A 15,377-nucleotide genomic window follows, 5' to 3' on the forward strand; every position below is an offset into this window, starting at 1 on the left:
TCCCATGGTCGATACCCTGGACCCATGACGTCGCACAAGACCGCCCAGACCATGAAGCCCGCCACGGCGGCGAAGAAGCTGGGTGTGTACCTCCAGGCCACCCCCGCCGATTTCCAGGAGGGTGCCGTCTCCCGCACCGAGCTCAACGCCCTCCAGACCGACCCGCCCGCCTGGCTGGTGGAGTTGCGCCGCACCGGTCCGCACCCGCGCCCGGTCGTCGCCGCGAAGCTCGGCATCTCCATCGCGGGGCTCGCCCGCGGCGGGGTCACCGAGGCGCTCACCACCGAGCAGATCGACGCGCTGAAGGACGAGATGCCCGAGTGGCTCCAGAAGGAGCGCGCCACGCAGGCCGAGGTGCGCAAGGAGGCCGCTCGCATCAAGGAGCGCAACGCCGAGCGGGCCGCGCACTCCGGCGACCAGCAGTCCGGCGAGCCGAGCGCCTGAGTTCCGCCGCGGGAGCGGGGGGCGTCAGGGCCGGCGGCCTCGGCCCCGCGGAAACTCGCCCAGGCTGACCGCGCGGTGAATCGTCGCGGCCAGTTCCCGCGCGTCCTCGGTGAAGGTGTCCACCCGGATCTTCCGGGCGCTCCGCAGTTCGATGGCGAAGCCGAAACCCATCCCCCGGGCCTCGGCCATCGGGCGTCCGTCGTCGGCCGAGGCGGCCCCGACCCGCACGATGTCCGTCCAGGGGATCAGGGTGGCGGTTCCCGCCACCCGGTGGGTCAGCCCCCGCTCGTGGACGTCGAAGCACTGTTCCCGTGTGCGCCGGGCCTGCGTCAGCCGCCACGCCCCGAGGCCCAGCCCGACCAGCCCCACCCCGAGCAGCAGTCCCGCCAGCTCGGGCGCACCGTTGGTGGTGCCGATGGAGGCGATGGTCACGGGCACGCCGAAGGCGAAGCCGACGGCGCCCACGACCAGCAGGACCCCGGCCAACCGCAGGCGTCTGCCGCCGTCGGTGCGGTGCTCGCGGACGACTCCGCCGAGTCCTCGTGCGGCTTCGGTACGTCGCATCGCTTCCCCCGCCGTGGACACCTCAAATTCTGCCCGACCGCGGGGCCCGTGTCAGGGAAACGGCCGGGCACATGCCACGGGCCCGCGGCCGGGCCGCACCGCCGACGCGTACGTCGGTGGAAACGGCCCGCCGCGGGCCCGTCGGGCTGTCCGGTCGGTCAGCGGGCTGTCTGATCGGTCAGCAGGCTGCCGGGCAGGTCAGAGAGCGCCGGACTCGGCGATGGTGACCTTGGCGCTGGTCTTGCCGCTCTGGGAGCCGAGCGCCTCGATCTTGCGGACCAGGGCCATGCTGTCGTCGTCGGCGACCTCGCCGAAGACCACGTGCTTGCCGTCCAGCCACGGGGTGAGCACCGTGGTGACGAAGAACTGCGAACCGTTGGTGTTCGGTCCGGCGTTGGCCATCGAGAGCAGGCCGACGCGGTCGTGCTTGAGCTTGAAGTTCTCGTCGGCGAACTTCTCGCCGTAGATGCTCTTGCCGCCGGTGCCGTCACCGCGGGTGAAGTCACCGCCCTGGAGCATGAAGTCCGTGATGACGCGGTGGAAGGACGAGCCGGCGTAGCCGAAGCCCTTCTCGCCGGTGGCGAGCGCGCGGAAGTTCTCCGCCGTCTTGGGGACGACGTCGTCGAACAGGTTGAACGTGATCCGCCCTGCGGGCGCGTCGTCAATGGTGATGTCGAAGTAGACCTTGGTTGTCATGGTGACATCCTCACATTCCTGGCAACCGCAGGTGAAACCCGGGGTTGGGTCGGTACGTCGGATGTCCTGTTCCGCTCACCTCCCGGCGGTCTCCCCGCGGGCCGCGTAGACGGCGTTCACCAGGGCCGTCTTGCGCGGGTCGTCGGCGAGCCGGGAGCCCATCCGGTTCATGACGTATCCGAGGGCGATTGAGGCATCCGGGTCGGCCAGGCCGCAGGAGCCGCCCGCGCCGTCGTGGCCCAGCGCGCGCGGGTCGGGGCCGTACGAGCGGTTCGCACCGCTCAGCCAGAGGCCGAGGCCGATCTCCGTCTCGTGTGCGAAGCCGTCGCCGAGGACGAGGTCGCGGCAGGCTCCCTGCCCTTCGCCGACCCGGGCGGCGGCCTTCTCGGAGAGGATCCGGCGGCCGTCGAGACTGCCACGACCGGCCAGGATCCCGTAGAGCGCGGCGACCGCGCGGGCGGTGCCGTGGCCGTTGGCGGCGGGGATCTCCGCGGCCCGCCAGGCGGGGGTGTTGGCGGCGGCCAGACCGGTGGGCGGGTTGAGCAGGGAGGCGACGGCGACCGGTGCCATCCGGTTCAGGAGGGCGGCCTGGGCGGCCCGGTCGGGGCGTTCCTGGACGAGTTCGGCGAGCCGGTGGGTCTCGCTCTCCGGGAGGCCGAAGGTGAAGTCGATGCCCAGCGGTCCGGTGATCTCCTGCCGGAGGAACGCCCCGGGCAGCAGCCCGGTGATCCGGCGGACCACTTCGCCGACGAGGAATCCGTAACTGATCGCGTGGTAGCCGGAGCGGGTGCCCGGCTCCCACCAGGGCGCGGTGGCGGCGAGCCGGGCGCAGGCCGTCTCCCAGTCGTACAGCTCCTCCAGGATGAGCGGGGTGTCGGGCCCGGCCACTCCGGAGCGGTGCGAAAGGAGGTGGCGTACGAGGACGGATTCCTTGCCGTTCCTGGCGAACTCCGGCCAGTAGGCGGCGACCGGGGCGTCCAGGTCGAGCAGCCCCCGGTCGGCCAGGACATGGGCGCAGAGCGCGGTCGGGCCCTTGCCGGTGGACCAGACGTTGACCAGGGTGTCCCGCTCCCAGGGGCGGGTGCGGGCCGCGTCGGCCCAGCCGCCCCACAGGTCCGCCACCGGTTCGCCGTCGACGAGGACGGTCACCGCCGCGCCCAGTTCGCCGCGGTCCGCGAAGTTCTCCTCGAAGGCGTCCCGGACCCCGGCGTACCGGTCGTCGCAGTGGCCGTGGATCTGCGGCACGGGGGCCTCCCTCGTCGCGGGCGCGGGTCCGGCATCGGAACCGGATGCCCCCGCAACGTACCGACTGGTCGGACCGGAGGGAAGAGTCGGTGGCGCCATTGGCTCGGCTCCCCCGTTCCCTCCCGGGTCAGCGGATGCCCGCCTCCAGGCTCAGGCTCCAGCGGCCCGGACGGCCGGTCAGCGTGATGGTGGACAGCGGGCGGACGTCGACGTTCCAGTACGCGAAGGGCGGGGCGTTCAGGGCGTAGACGAGGGCCGCCCGGATCACGGCGGGTTCGGCGACCGCGACGACGAGGCCGTCGGCGGCCGGGCGGGTGTCCAGCCAGCCGCCCACCCTCCCGATGAAGCCGAGCATCGACTCACCGCCGTGCGGGGCGCTGCGCGGGTCGGTGAGCCAGAGGTCCACGGCGGCCGGCTCCCGGGCGGTGACCTCGCCCAGGGTCAGCCCACGCCAGCGGCCCATGTCGCAGTCGCGCAGGGCCGGCTGCGCCATCGGCGCGAAGCCGAGGGCGTCCCCGGTGGCACGGCTGCGCGGGGTGGGCGAGCAGTAGCGCAGCTCGGCGGCGCCGAGCGGGACGAGCGTGTGGGCGGCGAGCCACACCTCGTGCCGGCCGGCCTGATCGAGCGGCCGGTCGTCGTCGAAGCGTTCGGCCAGCCGGGAGGAGCTGCGCGCCGCCGCGACCAAGGAGACCCGAAGCGTCATGGCGGGATCGTGGGGCCGAACGCCTGTCTGGTCAAGGGGGCACGCAAGCCCGGCCCGAACGGACGGCCCCCGGGACGGCCACCCCTCAGCAGCCCCGGAGGCCCTCAGCAGCCTGGAGGCCGCCCGTGTCCCGGACGCCCTCAGTAGCCCCGGAGGCCGTCGAAGGCGGTACGGAGGCGGCGCACGCCCTCCGCGATCTCGGGCGCTCCGGACACCGCCGCGAAGCTGAGGCGGACGTGTCCGGCCGGGGGTTCGGCGCAGAAGTAGGGGCGGCCGGGGGCGATGGCGACCGAGGCGCGCAGGGCGGCGGAGACGACGGCCGGCTCGTCGGTGCCCGTTCCCGCGCCGCTGCCCGGGAGCCGGAGCCAGAGGCTGCCGCCGCCCGCCGGGAGGTGCGGCAGCGTGAGTTCCGGCAGCTCGCTGCTCAGGGCGGCCGCCATGACCGTACGGCGGTGTCCCAGCTCGGTGGCGACGGCGGCCAGGTGGCGGCCCCAGGACGGGGAGCCGACGAGTTCCAGCGCGGCTTCCTGGAGCGGCCGGGGTACGAAGAAGCTGTCGACGACCTGGATCGCCCGCAGGCGCTCCAGCACCGGTCCGCGGGCGGCCAGGGCGCCGACCCGGAGGCTGGGCGAGGTGACCTTGGTCAGCGAGCAGACGTGGACGACGACACCGTCGGGATCCTCGGCGGCCAGCGGCACGGGGAGCGGTCCGGCGTCGTCGTGGACGAGCCGGCGGGCGAAGTCGTCCTCGACCACGAACGCGCCGGCCGCACGGGCGATGGCCAGGATCTCGGGGCGGCGGGCGGGTGCGAGCGTGGCCCCGGTGGGGTTCTGGAAGAGCGGCTGGGTGACGAAGACCCGGGCGCCGGTGGCCCGGAACGCGTCGGCGAGCAGCTCGGGACGCACCCCGTCGGTATCCATCGGCACGGGGACGGGGCGCAGTCCGGTGGCGCGGGCGGCGGCGAGCATCCCGGGGTAGGTGGGCGACTCCACGAGGACCGGGGCGCCGGGCGGGGCGAGCGCGCGCAGCGCGGTGGCCAGTGCGCTCTGGCCGCCCGCGGTGATCAGGACGTCGGTGCCGGAGACGGCGGGGCCGATCTCGCGGGCGAACCAGGACCGCAGTTCGGGCAGTCCGTCCGTCGGGGGGCGGCCCCAGGCGCCCGGTCTGCGGCCCGCGCGGGCCAGGGCCTCGGAGAGCGCCCGCTCGGGCTGGAGCGAGGCGTGGAGATAGCCGCCGTTGAACTCGATGACGCCGGGCGGCGGTGCGGCGAGGGTGACCAGCACCCCGGAGGCGTCGACGGTACGGGGCACCACCTCGGGCCCGCCGTCGCCGCTCAGCGACACCTCCTGCCAGGACGTGTCGCCCGGCGCGGGCAGGGCGGCGCGGGGATGCGCACGGAAGGCGCCGGAGCCTGGCCGGGTGACGACCAGCCCTTCGGCGGCGAGCCGGGCGATGGCGCGGGAGACGGTGACGGGGCTGACCCGGAACCGTTCGACGAGCGCACGGCTGGACGGCAGCTTTCCACCGGGTGAGTAGCGGTTGAGCTCGACCCGCAGGGAAGTGACCAGTTCCGCGACGCTGCTACGCTCTTGCATGAGAGTACAGGATAGCGCTACTACGCCTTCTTCGATAGCGGTCGCCGGTCCGGGCGTCACCTCGCAGGCCGCCCCCGCGATCACCCGGACAGCGGCCGGGAACACGCCGGGGCACAGGGCCGCGCCGGGGGCCCCGGCCGCCCGGGGCGGCACCGTGCTCGCCGGGCTCGGCGTCGTGGCGTTCTCGCTCACCTTCCCGGCCACGGCCTGGGGTCTGGAGAGCTTCGGCCCCTGGTCCCTGGTCGCTCTGCGCAGCGTGCTCGCCGCCCTGATCGCGGGCAGTGTGCTGCTGGCCGCGCGGGTGCCGCTGCCCGAGCGCCGGCACTGGGCCGGGCTCGCGGTCGTCGGGGGCGGGGTGGTGGTGGGCTTCCCGCTGCTGACGACGCTGGCCCTGCAGACGTCCACCACCTCGCACGCGGCCGTGGTCGTGGGCCTGCTGCCGCTGACCACGGCGGTGCTGGGTTCCCTGCGCACCGGCGAACGGCCCGCGCGCGCGTTCTGGATCGCGGCTCTCGCCGGGGCGGCCGTGGTGATCGCCTTCACCGTGCGGCAGAGCGGCGGGGCCCTCGCCTCCGGCGACCTGTATCTGTTCGGCGCGCTGCTCGTGTGCGCGGCCGGGTACACCGAGGGCGGCCGGCTGGCCCGGACGATACCGGGGTGGCAGGTGATCGGCTGGGCGCTGGTCCTGTGCCTGCCGCTCGCGCTGGCGGGCAGCCTGGTGGCCCTGCCGCTCGAACCCGTGCACCTGAACGCCCACGGCGTCATCGGCCTGCTCTGGCTCGCCGCCGGGTCGGCCTTCCTCGGGCTGTACGTCTGGTACCGGGGCATGGCGGCGATCGGGGTCGCCCGCGCCAGTCAGCTCCAGCTCGCCCAGCCGCTGCTGACGCTCGTGTGGTCCTTCCTCCTGCTCGGCGAGGAGATGTCGGCCGCCGCCCCGGTCGCGGCGGTGGCCGTGCTGGTCTGTATCGCCGCCACTCAGCGGGCCGGTCGCCGCGCAGCGGGGGTGTCCCGGCCCGTACGGTCATAGACTTGTCGACACGGATCACCGTCTCCCCTGTGAGGAGGTCGCTCCCGATGGAGGCACACACGGGCGACCGGCTGCTGATGCACGGCAGGACCGTGGGACAGCACGACCGGGTCGCCGAGATCATCGAGGTGCTCGGTGACGGGGGCGCTCCCCCGTACCGGCTCCGCTTCGACGACGGACACGAACACCTGATGGCACCGGGCCCGGACAGCGTCGTCCAGCACATGGACGCGCCGAAGGACGAGCAGCCGTAGTACGAGCGCCGGGCCGGGACCGCACGCCCGGGTTCCGGCCCCCGCGCCGCTCGGCCGCCGCCCCGGCCCGCCTCCCCCGTGCGGGTCGCCGCCGCCCGGCGGCCGGGCGCCGGCTCACCCCGAAGGGCGGCCGCGGTGCGGATAGGTGCGGCCCCGGTCCGGGTAGAGCCGGACCCGGCCCGTGTAGTGATCGGCCACCACGCGCCGCATCGCGCCGATCCGGTCGGCCATCACTCTCTTCGCGGAGAAGAAGACATGGCCTCCCACCTCCTCGTGCTCCCGGGCGAGGGTGAGGTGGCGGGAGAGTTCCGCCGGGTCCTGCCAGGGGTCCGGCTGGGCGGGGTCGCCCGCCTTGTACAGCGCCTCGCCCACGTACAGGTCGACGCCCGTGCCCCGGACGGTCTCGCTCCACCACGCGAGGACCCTGGCGTAGTCGGCGGCGGCGAAGCCGATGTGCCAGTAGATCTGCGGGCAGATGTAGTCGATCCACCCCTCCTTGATCCACTTACGGGTGTCGGCGTACAGGTCGTCGTAGGTCTGCACGCCCGCCCGGGTGTCCGAACCCCGCGGGTCGGTCGCCGCGTTGCGCCAGACCGCGAAGGGGCTGATGCCGAAGCGGACGTGCGGCTTGATCCGCCGGATCCGCTGCCCCGTCTCGCGCACGAGCCGGTCGATGTTGTCGCGCCGCCAGGACGCCCGGTCCTCGAAGCCGCCGCCGTACCGCTCGAACGCGGCGTCGTCGTCGAAGGACCGCCCGGCCACCGGATACGGGTAGAAGTAGTCGTCCCAGTGCACCGCGTCGATGTCGTAGCGGCGCACCGCGTCCAGCATCGCGTCCTGGACGAAGCGGCGGACCTCCGGCAGCCCGGGGTTGTAGTAGAGCTTCCCGCCGTACGGCACGCCCCAGTCCGGGTTCAGCCGGGCCGGGTGGCAGGCGACGAGGCGGCCGGGGTCCGTGTGGTTCGCCACCCGGTAGGGGTTGAACCAGGCGTGCAGCTCCAGGCTCCGGTCGTGTGCCGCGCGCACCGCCGTGCCGAGCGGGTCCCAGCCCGGGTCCTCGCCCTGGGTCCCGGTGAGGCAGGCGGCCCACGGCTCGTACGGCGAGGGCCACAGGGCGTCGGCGGTCGGCCGGACCTGGAGCACCACCGCGTTGAGCCGCAGCTCGACCGCCCGGTCCAGATACGCGAACAGCTCGGCCTCCTGGCGCGCCGCCGTGAGTCCCGGCGCGGACGGCCAGTCCAGGTTGGCGACCGTGGCGATCCACATGCCGCGCACCCGCCCCGGCGCCGCCTCCGGCCGCCCGCCGCCCTTCGCTCTCCCCGCCACCGGGGAGGCGACCGCGTCACCGGCCGTCGTCATCGCCGCCAGCAGCCCGGCCGCGCTCAGCACGAACACCCTTCTCGCCACGCCCGTTCGCCGCATCCTGGTCCACCTCTCTCCATCACATCCCGCACCCGAGTTCGATAGCTCTGTGTCATCGCATCATGCCCGTCCGTGGCCGTCCTGACCCGCGGGACGTCCGCGTCGGCATTCGGAGTAACGTCGTGGGGTCGAGGCGGGCACCGGAATCACACGGGACCCTGCGATACGGAGAACAGCGAAAGGCACGAGGTGACGGACTCTATGGCCGACATTGCACGCGTCGGAGTGGTGGGCTGTGGCCAGATGGGCGCAGGTATCGCGGAGGTGTGCGCGCGCAGCGGCCTCGAAGTGAAGGTCGCCGAGACCACCGGCGAAGCGCTGGAGATCGGCCGCACCCGTCTGCACAACTCCCTCTCGAAGGCCGCCGAGCGCGGCAAGATCAGCGCGGAGGAGCGGGACGAGACCCTTGGCCGCCTGAGCTTCACGACCGATCTCGGGGAGTTCGCCGACCGCGATCTCGTCATCGAGGCCGTCGTGGAGAACGAGCAGGTCAAGACCGAGATCTTCCAGGTGCTCGACCAGGTGGTGACCCGGCAGGACGCGATCCTGGCCTCCAACACCTCCTCGATCCCGCTGGTGAAGCTGGCCGTCGCCACCTCGCGCCCGGACCGGGTCATCGGCATCCACTTCTTCAACCCGGCCCCGGTGCAGAAGCTCGTCGAGCTGATCCCGGCGCTGACCACCTCGGACGAGACGATCGCGCGCGCCGAGGCCGTCGTGCAGGACGTGCTCGGCAAGCACCCGATCCGCGCCCAGGACCGGTCCGGCTTCGTCGTGAACGCGCTGCTGATCCCGTACCTGCTCTCCGCGATCCGGATGTTCGAGTCGGGCATCGCCAGCCGCGAGGACATCGACAACGGCATGGAGATGGGCTGCGCCCACCCGATGGGTCCGCTCAAGCTGGCCGATCTGATCGGCCTGGACACCGTGGCCTCGGTCGCGGACTCGATGTACGCCGAGTACAAGGAGGCGCTGTACGCCGCTCCCCCGCTGCTCCAGCGGATGGTGGACGCGGGGCGCCTCGGCCGTAAGACGGGGTCGGGCTTCTACCCGTACGCCTGAGATCAGTACGCCTGAGATCCGTAGGGCCGAGATCCGTAGGGCTGAGTCCTGTACGGCTGGGTCCGTACGTGCCTTTCGCTGTCAGGAGCCGGTCCCGGCCACCCCGGGGCCGGCTCCTCGCGCGTACAGGGCACCTGTACGGGGCCGCTCGTACGGGGCCGGGGTCAGCCCAGTCTCAGGTGGTGCAGCATCAGCAGGGCGGCCGCCATGTTCGCGGCGGGCACCTCGCCCCGGGCGATCATGTCCGGGATCACCTTGAGCGGTATCCACTCGCGGCGTGAGGACTCGAAGGCGTCCCTGGGGTGCCCGGTCCAGTGCGCCTCGTCGGACCAGTACAGGTGGTGGCGGGCGTCGGTGAGGCCGTTCGACGGCTCCACCGTGAGCAGCGGGCGCAGTTCGCCGGGGCGCCAGCCGGTCTCCTCCTCCATCTCGCGGGCGGCGGCCGCCGCGATGTCCTCGCCGTCATCGACGACGCCCGCGGCCAGTTCCCACCCCCAGCTGTCGGTGATGAACCGGTGCCGCCAGAGCAGCAGCACCTCGTTCGCCCCGTTGACGACGGTGGCGGCCGCGACGGGGCGCAGCCGGATGACGAAGTGGTCGAGATGGCTGCCGTCGGGGAGCTGGACGTCCGCCAGATTCACCCGGAACCACGGGTTCTGATACACATTCTGTTCGCTTAGGTTCGTCCACTGCACGGTTGTGCCGCCTTTCGACATGTTGGGGTCAACATGTCAGCAGGCTCGGCTGCCGGGAGGAACGGACGACGGGGCGTCGGCGGAGCTCACAGAGGCACGCGGAGCGCCTCGTCGATGAGGTCGGTGGTCCCCACGGCGTCGGCGCACCCGCTCGCGGCCAGTTCGCTCCGGACCTGCCGCAGCCGGTCGCGCAGCCGCTGGGACTCCATTCCCCGGGCTCTCATCGCCATTTCGGCAGCTGTACCGGCCGCGCGGTCCGCCTCGCCCTGAAGCAGCTCGATATGACTCAGCATCGCGAGACGGTGCACGCGCCCCCGGTCGTGCGCCGGGGCGCGCACCGCGGAGGCCGCGTGCTCCCGGGCGGCCGGCAGATCCCCGAGACCGAGCAGCGCCTCCGCCACCTGGACGTCGACCAGGCCCGGCTGGACGTACCCCGTCTCGTCCGGCTCCCGGCCGGTGTGGATCCGGCCCGCCTGGGCCTCGGCCCGCCCGATACAGGCCCGCGCGCTCGCCGCGTCGCCGAGCCGGGCGTACGCCTTGGCCTGCATGGCGTGCAGATCGGCGGCGAGCGCGGGGGTGATGTGGCCTCCGGCGGCCCGCAGCGCGGCCTCGGCGAAGGCGATGGAGCGGCGGTGGTCGCCGAGGAACAGCGACTGGGTGACCAGCAGGGCGATCACATAGCCGCCGAGCCCCCGGTCCCCGCTGGACTTGGCGAGCCGCAGCGCCTGGTGGAAGTAGCGCTGGGCGAGTCCGTGGGCGTCGGAGTCATAGGCGCAGATGCCCGCCACCGCCACCAGCCCGGCGGTCGCCCGGTGCAGGCTCCGGCCGAGCGCGTCGCTGTGGCCGCCGCGCAGCAGCGGCGCGGCCTCCGCGTTGAGGAAGCGGACGATCCGGGACCTGGTCGCGACGCCGCCCGCCTTGCGGTACATCTGCTCGTAGTGGTCGCGGGCCGCCTTGAGCATCGCTATGTCGGCCGCGCTCACCCGGCCCGGTCCCGGCCGCGAGACGTCGGTGTCCTCCGGCGGGTTCTCCCACTCCCAGACCGGCATCACCGCCGGGGTGCCGGTGACGGCGGGCACGGTGGCCAGGTGCGGGCGCCGCTGTTCGTCACAGCGCCACAGGGCGGTGGCCCGCTCGACGAACCCGGAGAGGGAGCCGCCCCCGGCGCCGGCCTCCGTCCCCGGGGCGGCGAAGGCGCCCATCCCGATGTCGTCGAGCCCGACGGGACGCCCCAGCCGGCCGGCCAGCACCTCGCAGATCAGGTCGGGCACCTGCCCGCGCGGGCGCTGGCCCTTGAGCCAGCGGGAGACCGCCGTGTGTTCGTAGCGCAGGCTCAGCCCGCGGACCAGACCCGCCCGGTTGACGTGACCGGCGAGGCCCGCACGGGACACACCGGCCTCCTCGATCAGAGCTTCGAGCAGGACATTGGGCTCCATCGTCCCCCCAGGTGCGTGTCGGAACGAGCCTAGTGGAGCACGGTTCACACGGGGTGTGAACAAAAGGCCCGAACCCTCCTGCTGTGCGCTCTGCCGCGCGGGTCCCGGGGCCGGTTGAATGAGCTTCCCCGCAAGAGGGCGGCCCGGGTCGTCGGCTCCCCCTCGTAAACGGCCCACGACCCGCACCCGCGCCGTCCGCGCTGCTGACCTGCCCGACACTCCGAGGCGGCGCGGACGGCGCCCGGACCGCACAGCCCACTGACCGACGACGAAGGAGGGTGGCTGCGGAACGGAGGCCGGAACCGCGTTCCTCCCGGTTCCGCTCCGGGTCCGGCGTGTGGTCCCTCCGTCGCTCGGCGGGGACGGAGAAGGGGCGTATCCGGTGGCCGGATACGCCCTTTCTCAACGCTGTCGCAGGTGCTACGCGCCTCGCAGCACCGCGCCCGTGCGCTCGGCGGCCAGGGCCACCGCGCTGTCGCGGGCGGCCGAGGCCTCCTCGACGGTCAGCGTGCGGTCGGCGGCGCGGAAGCGCAGCGCGTACGCCAGGGACTTGTTGCCCCCGCCGATCTGCTCGCCGGTGAAGACGTCGAACAGCCGCAGCGATTCGAGGAGTTCACCCGCGCCCTCGCGCAGCGCCCGCTCCACGTCGGCGGCCGGGACGTCCCCGGCGACGACGAGCGCGACGTCCTGGGTGGCCACCGGGAAGGCGGAGATCCGGGGCGCCTGGAGCGCTCCGTCGACGGCCCGCTCCAGAACGTCCAGCTCGACCTCCGCGGCGCAGGTCCGCTCGGGCAGGTGGAGCGCCTTGATCACCCGGGGGTGCAGTTCGCCCGCGTGTCCGAAGAGGGTCTCCTCGCCGTTCACGGTGACGTACAGCGCGGCGCAGCGGCCCGGGTGCCACGGGGCGTGCTGGTCGGCGCGGACGATGACCTCCACACCGGCCTCCGCGGCGATCGAGCGGGCCGCCTCGACGGCGTCCGCCCAGGTCGCCGGGGTGCCCTTGCCCCACCAGCCGGCCTGCTCGCGGGCGCCCGCGAGGACGACGGCGGCGCGGCGCGGCTGACGCGGCAGGGCCGCGTCGAGTCCGGCGATCTCCTCGTCGGTGGGCCGGCGGTCGACGGGCAGCCGGACCGCGGGCGTCTCCTGGCCGGTCGGCCTGAAGACGAGACCGGTCTCGAAGAGCGCCAGGTCGTGGCTGCCGCGGCCGTCGTTGCGCCGCAGTGCGCCGAGGAGGCCCGGCAGCAGCGTGGTGCGCAGCGCCGGCTCCTCGTCGGAGATCGGGTTGACCAGCTTGACCGTACGGCGGCGGGCGTCGTCCGCCTCCAGGCCGAGCTGGTCCAGGACCGCGTCGCCGATGAACGGGTAGCTGAGCGCCTCGACGTAACCGGCTCCGGCCAGCGCCCGGCCGATGCGGCGGTGCAGCCGCTGGCGGTCGGTGAGACCGCGGCCGGAGGGGGGCGTCGGCAGGGTGGAGGGCAGGTTCTCGTAGCCCTCCAGCCGGATGACCTCTTCGGCGAGGTCGTTCGGCTCGTTCAGGTCGGGCCGCCAGGACGGGACGGTGACGATCAGCTCGTCCTGCCCGTAGACGTCGCAGCCGACCTGCTGGAGGCGGCGGACGACGGTCTCGCGGCCGTAGCCCACACCGGCGACCCGGTCCGGGTGGTCGGCGGGCATCGCGATGGTGCGCGGCGCGGAGGGCGCGGTGATCTCGGTGACCCCGGCCTCGGCGGTGCCGCCCGCGAGGAGGACCAGCAGGTCCACCGTCCGCTGCGCCGCTGCCGCGGCGGCCTGCGGGTCGACGCCGCGCTCGAAGCGCTTGGACGCCTCGGAGGACAGCTTGTGGCGGCGCGCGGTGCGGGCGATCGAGATCGCGTCGAAGTGCGCGGCCTCGATGACGACCTCGGTGGTGAGGGCGTGCTCGCCGTCCGCGTCGGCGATCTCGGTGTTGGCGCCGCCCATGACGCCCGCGAGGCCGATCGGCCCGCGGTCGTCGGTGATGACCAGGTCCTCGGCGTCCAGCACGCGCACGGTGCCGTCCAGCGTGGTGAGCTTCTCGCCCTGCGCGGCGCGGCGCACGCCGATCGCTCCCTCGACCCGGGTGCGGTCGTAGACGTGCAGGGGCTGGCCCAGCTCCAGCATCACGTAGTTGGTGATGTCGACGGCCAGCGAGATGGGCCGCATCCCGGCCTTCTGGAGGCGGCGGCGCATCCAGATCGGGGAGCGGGCCTCCGGCTGGATACCGGTGACGGTGCGCGCGGTGAAGCGGTCGCAGCGGGACGGGTCGGAGATCTTGACCGGGTAGCCGTACGCGTTCGGCGCGGGCACGTCCAGGAGCGCCGGGTCGCGCAGCGGCAGCCCGTACGCGATGGCGGTCTCGCGGGCGACGCCGCGCATGGACAGGCAGTAGCCCCGGTCCGGGGTGACGGCGATGTCGAGGACCTCGTCGACGAGCTGGAGCAGCTCGATCGCGTCGGTGCCGACCTCGTGCTCCGGCGGCAGCACGATGATGCCGTGCGTGCCGTCGTCGCCCATGCCCAGCTCGTCGGTGGAGCAGATCATGCCGTGCGAGGTCTTGCCGTACGTCTTGCGGGCGGCGATCGCGAAGTCGCCGGGCAGTACCGCGCCCGGGAGGACCACGACGACCTTGTCGCCGACCGAGAAGTTACGGGCACCGCAGACGATCTCCTGCGGTTCGCCGGTGCCGTTGGCCGTGCCGACGTCGACCGTGCAGAAGCGGATGGGCTTCTTGAAGCCCTCCAGCTCCTCGTTGGTCAGGACCTGTCCGACGACCAGGGGGCCCTTGAGGCCCGCGCCGATCTGCTCGACGGTCTCGACCTCAAGGCCGACGGAGACGAGTTTGGCCTGTACGTCACGGCCGGTCTCCGTCGCCGGCAGGTCGACGTACTCCCGCAGCCAGGAAAGCGGGACGCGCATCAGATCTCCATCCCGAACGGCCGGGTGAACCGGACGTCACCCTCGACCATGTCTCGCATGTCTTCGACGTTGTGGCGGAACATCAGCATCCGTTCGATGCCGAACCCGAAGGCGAATCCGCTGTACTTCTGGGGGTCGACGCCGCAGGCGGTGAGCACCTTCGGGTTGACCATGCCGCAGCCGCCGAGCTCGATCCAGCCCTCGCTGCCGCAGGTGCGGCAGGGACGGTCCGGGTTGCCGACGGACTCGCCGCGGCAGACGTAGCAGACCATGTCCATCTCGGCGGACGGCTCGGTGAACGGGAAGAAGTTCGGCCGCAGCCGGGTCTTCATGTCCGGTCCGAAGAGCGCCTGGACCATGTGGTCGAGGGTGCCCTTGAGGTCGGCCATGGTGAGGCCCTCGTCGACGGCGAGCAGCTCGATCTGGTGGAAGACCGGGGTGTGCGTGGCGTCCAGCTCGTCGGTGCGGTAGACCCGGCCGGGGCAGACCACGTAGACGGGGGGCTTGCGCTCCAGGAGCGACCGGGCCTGGACCGGCGAGGTGTGCGTACGCAGCACGACGCCGGACTCGTCACCCTCGGTCGCCTTCCCGTCGGGCGTGGTGCCCTGTACGAAGAAGGTGTCCTGCATCTGGCGGGCCGGGTGGTCGGGCACGAAGTTCAGGGCGTCGAAGTTGAACCACTCCGCCTCGGCCTCGGGGCCCTCGGCGATCTCGTAGCCCATGGCCACGAAGACGTCCGCGACGCGCTCCATGATGGTCGTCAGGGGGTGGCGGGCGCCGGCCGGGATGCGGTCGTAGGGCAGTGTGACGTCCACGGCCTCCTCGACGAGCACCCGGGCGTCCCGCTCGGCCTCCAGCTCCGCCTGGCGGACGGCCAGCGCCTTGGAGACGGCGCCGCGGGCCTGGCCCACGCGCTTGCCCGCCTCGGCCTTGGCCTGCGGGGGCAGGGCGCCGATCTCGCGGTTGGCGAGGGACAGCGGCGAGGTACCTCCGGTGTGCGCGGTCTTCGCCTGGGCGAGCGCGTCGAGGTCACCGGCGGCGGCGAAGGCGGCGAACGCCTCGTCCCGCAGGCGCTCGATCTCTTCCGGTTTCAGTGCCTCGACCTCGACTGGGTCGTACGACTTGTTCGGTGCCGACATCTCTTCCCGTGCTTCCGATTGGCTGATGGCGCGACCCCGCTCGACGACTGGAGGACGCAAAGGTGCCAAAGGTCGAGTCTAAAGGCCGCAGGACGGTCGAGGAGCCTGTGGGCAGCTCAGCCCTCCCGTCGCCCACCGCGCCACCCTGCCTGATTGCTGCG

Annotated in this window: 14 protein-coding genes; 4 read left to right on the forward strand and 10 right to left on the reverse strand. The window is 73.1% G+C overall.

Translation table 11 applies throughout. The features are described 5' to 3' along the window. Positions 1-24: 24 nt before the first annotated feature. Positions 25-444, forward strand: coding sequence for a DUF5997 family protein (locus ACGF2Y_RS09675; protein ID WP_392944617.1), 420 nt, complete (start codon positions 25-27; stop codon positions 442-444). A 24-nt stretch (positions 445-468) separates the two neighbouring features. Here ACGF2Y_RS09675 and ACGF2Y_RS09680 read toward each other — a convergent pair whose 3' ends face one another. The 5 genes from ACGF2Y_RS09680 to ACGF2Y_RS09700 form a co-directional block, all read right to left on the reverse strand. Continuing rightward, a complete protein-coding gene (locus tag ACGF2Y_RS09680) occupies positions 469-1,008 on the reverse strand; it encodes a hypothetical protein (protein ID WP_392944619.1) in 540 nt (179 codons plus the stop codon). A 198-nt stretch (positions 1,009-1,206) separates the two neighbouring features. Then, the gene (locus tag ACGF2Y_RS09685) at positions 1,207-1,704 is read right to left on the reverse strand and encodes a peptidylprolyl isomerase (protein WP_392944621.1); all 498 of its coding nucleotides are present in this window, start codon (positions 1,702-1,704) and stop codon (positions 1,207-1,209) included. Between the two features lie 75 nt (positions 1,705-1,779). Continuing rightward, a complete protein-coding gene (locus tag ACGF2Y_RS09690) occupies positions 1,780-2,949 on the reverse strand; it encodes a serine hydrolase domain-containing protein (RefSeq protein ID WP_392944623.1) in 1,170 nt (389 codons plus the stop codon). A 127-nt stretch (positions 2,950-3,076) separates the two neighbouring features. Beyond that, positions 3,077-3,652, reverse strand: coding sequence for a histidine phosphatase family protein (locus ACGF2Y_RS09695; RefSeq protein ID WP_392944625.1), 576 nt, complete (start codon positions 3,650-3,652; stop codon positions 3,077-3,079). 140 nt (positions 3,653-3,792) lie between these two features. Further along, the gene (locus tag ACGF2Y_RS09700) at positions 3,793-5,247 is read right to left on the reverse strand and encodes a PLP-dependent aminotransferase family protein (protein ID WP_392944627.1); all 1,455 of its coding nucleotides are present in this window, start codon (positions 5,245-5,247) and stop codon (positions 3,793-3,795) included. Between ACGF2Y_RS09700 and ACGF2Y_RS09705 the strand changes: the two genes are divergently transcribed. Further along, positions 5,246-6,274, forward strand: a complete 1,029-nt coding sequence (locus tag ACGF2Y_RS09705) for a DMT family transporter (protein ID WP_392944629.1) — start codon at positions 5,246-5,248, stop codon at positions 6,272-6,274. The two genes, ACGF2Y_RS09700 and ACGF2Y_RS09705, sit on opposite strands and share 2 nt — an antisense overlap. Before the next feature lie 47 nt (positions 6,275-6,321). Continuing rightward, on the forward strand, positions 6,322-6,528 hold the full coding sequence (locus tag ACGF2Y_RS09710; protein WP_392944631.1) for a DUF1918 domain-containing protein: 207 nt from the start codon (positions 6,322-6,324) through the stop codon (positions 6,526-6,528). 114 nt (positions 6,529-6,642) lie between these two features. Here the strand turns inward: ACGF2Y_RS09710 and ACGF2Y_RS09715 are convergent, their stop codons facing one another. Next, the gene (locus tag ACGF2Y_RS09715; protein WP_392944761.1) at positions 6,643-7,917 is read right to left on the reverse strand and encodes a glycoside hydrolase family 10 protein; all 1,275 of its coding nucleotides are present in this window, start codon (positions 7,915-7,917) and stop codon (positions 6,643-6,645) included. 234 nt (positions 7,918-8,151) lie between these two features. Here ACGF2Y_RS09715 and ACGF2Y_RS09720 point away from each other — a divergent pair, with 234 nt between their 5' ends. Then, positions 8,152-9,012, forward strand: coding sequence for a 3-hydroxybutyryl-CoA dehydrogenase (locus tag ACGF2Y_RS09720; protein ID WP_392944633.1), 861 nt, complete (start codon positions 8,152-8,154; stop codon positions 9,010-9,012). Positions 9,013-9,176: 164 nt separating this feature from the next. Here ACGF2Y_RS09720 and ACGF2Y_RS09725 read toward each other — a convergent pair whose 3' ends face one another. The 4 genes from ACGF2Y_RS09725 to pheS form a co-directional block, all read right to left on the reverse strand. Continuing rightward, positions 9,177-9,707, reverse strand: coding sequence for an NUDIX domain-containing protein (locus ACGF2Y_RS09725; RefSeq protein WP_392944635.1), 531 nt, complete (start codon positions 9,705-9,707; stop codon positions 9,177-9,179). 86 nt (positions 9,708-9,793) lie between these two features. Then, positions 9,794-11,143, reverse strand: coding sequence for a transcriptional regulator (locus ACGF2Y_RS09730; protein WP_392944637.1), 1,350 nt, complete (start codon positions 11,141-11,143; stop codon positions 9,794-9,796). 420 nt (positions 11,144-11,563) lie between these two features. Continuing rightward, complete coding sequence (pheT, locus tag ACGF2Y_RS09735) at positions 11,564-14,077, reverse strand: phenylalanine--tRNA ligase subunit beta (protein ID WP_392944639.1); 2,514 nt, start codon at positions 14,075-14,077, stop codon at positions 11,564-11,566. After that, complete coding sequence (gene pheS / locus ACGF2Y_RS09740; protein WP_392944641.1) at positions 14,077-15,216, reverse strand: phenylalanine--tRNA ligase subunit alpha; 1,140 nt, start codon at positions 15,214-15,216, stop codon at positions 14,077-14,079. The genes pheT and pheS overlap by 1 nt, the downstream gene beginning before the upstream one ends. Positions 15,217-15,377: the final 161 nt, after the last annotated feature.

The sequence above is a fragment of the Streptomyces sp. NPDC048142 genome (genome assembly GCF_043202835.1).
Taxonomy (GTDB): Bacteria; Actinomycetota; Actinomycetes; order Streptomycetales; family Streptomycetaceae; genus Streptomyces.

Bases quoted from the DNA above. Each gene is read 5' to 3' on its own strand.
- ACGF2Y_RS09685 (WP_392944621.1), bottom strand. From the start codon at position 1,704: ATGACAACCAAGGTCTACTTCGACATCACCATTGACGACGCGCCCGCA.
- ACGF2Y_RS09705 (WP_392944629.1), top strand. From the start codon at position 5,246: ATGAGAGTACAGGATAGCGCTACTACGCCTTCTTCGATAGCGGTCGCC.
- ACGF2Y_RS09700 (WP_392944627.1), bottom strand. From the start codon at position 5,247: ATGCAAGAGCGTAGCAGCGTCGCGGAACTGGTCACTTCCCTGCGGGTC.
- ACGF2Y_RS09675 (WP_392944617.1), top strand. From the start codon at position 25: ATGACGTCGCACAAGACCGCCCAGACCATGAAGCCCGCCACGGCGGCG.
- ACGF2Y_RS09720 (WP_392944633.1), top strand. From the start codon at position 8,152: ATGGCCGACATTGCACGCGTCGGAGTGGTGGGCTGTGGCCAGATGGGC.
- ACGF2Y_RS09680 (WP_392944619.1), bottom strand. From the start codon at position 1,008: ATGCGACGTACCGAAGCCGCACGAGGACTCGGCGGAGTCGTCCGCGAG.
- ACGF2Y_RS09695 (WP_392944625.1), bottom strand. From the start codon at position 3,652: ATGACGCTTCGGGTCTCCTTGGTCGCGGCGGCGCGCAGCTCCTCCCGG.
- pheT (WP_392944639.1), bottom strand. From the start codon at position 14,077: ATGCGCGTCCCGCTTTCCTGGCTGCGGGAGTACGTCGACCTGCCGGCG.
- pheS (WP_392944641.1), bottom strand. From the start codon at position 15,216: ATGTCGGCACCGAACAAGTCGTACGACCCAGTCGAGGTCGAGGCACTG.
- ACGF2Y_RS09730 (WP_392944637.1), bottom strand. From the start codon at position 11,143: ATGGAGCCCAATGTCCTGCTCGAAGCTCTGATCGAGGAGGCCGGTGTG.
- ACGF2Y_RS09710 (WP_392944631.1), top strand. From the start codon at position 6,322: ATGGAGGCACACACGGGCGACCGGCTGCTGATGCACGGCAGGACCGTG.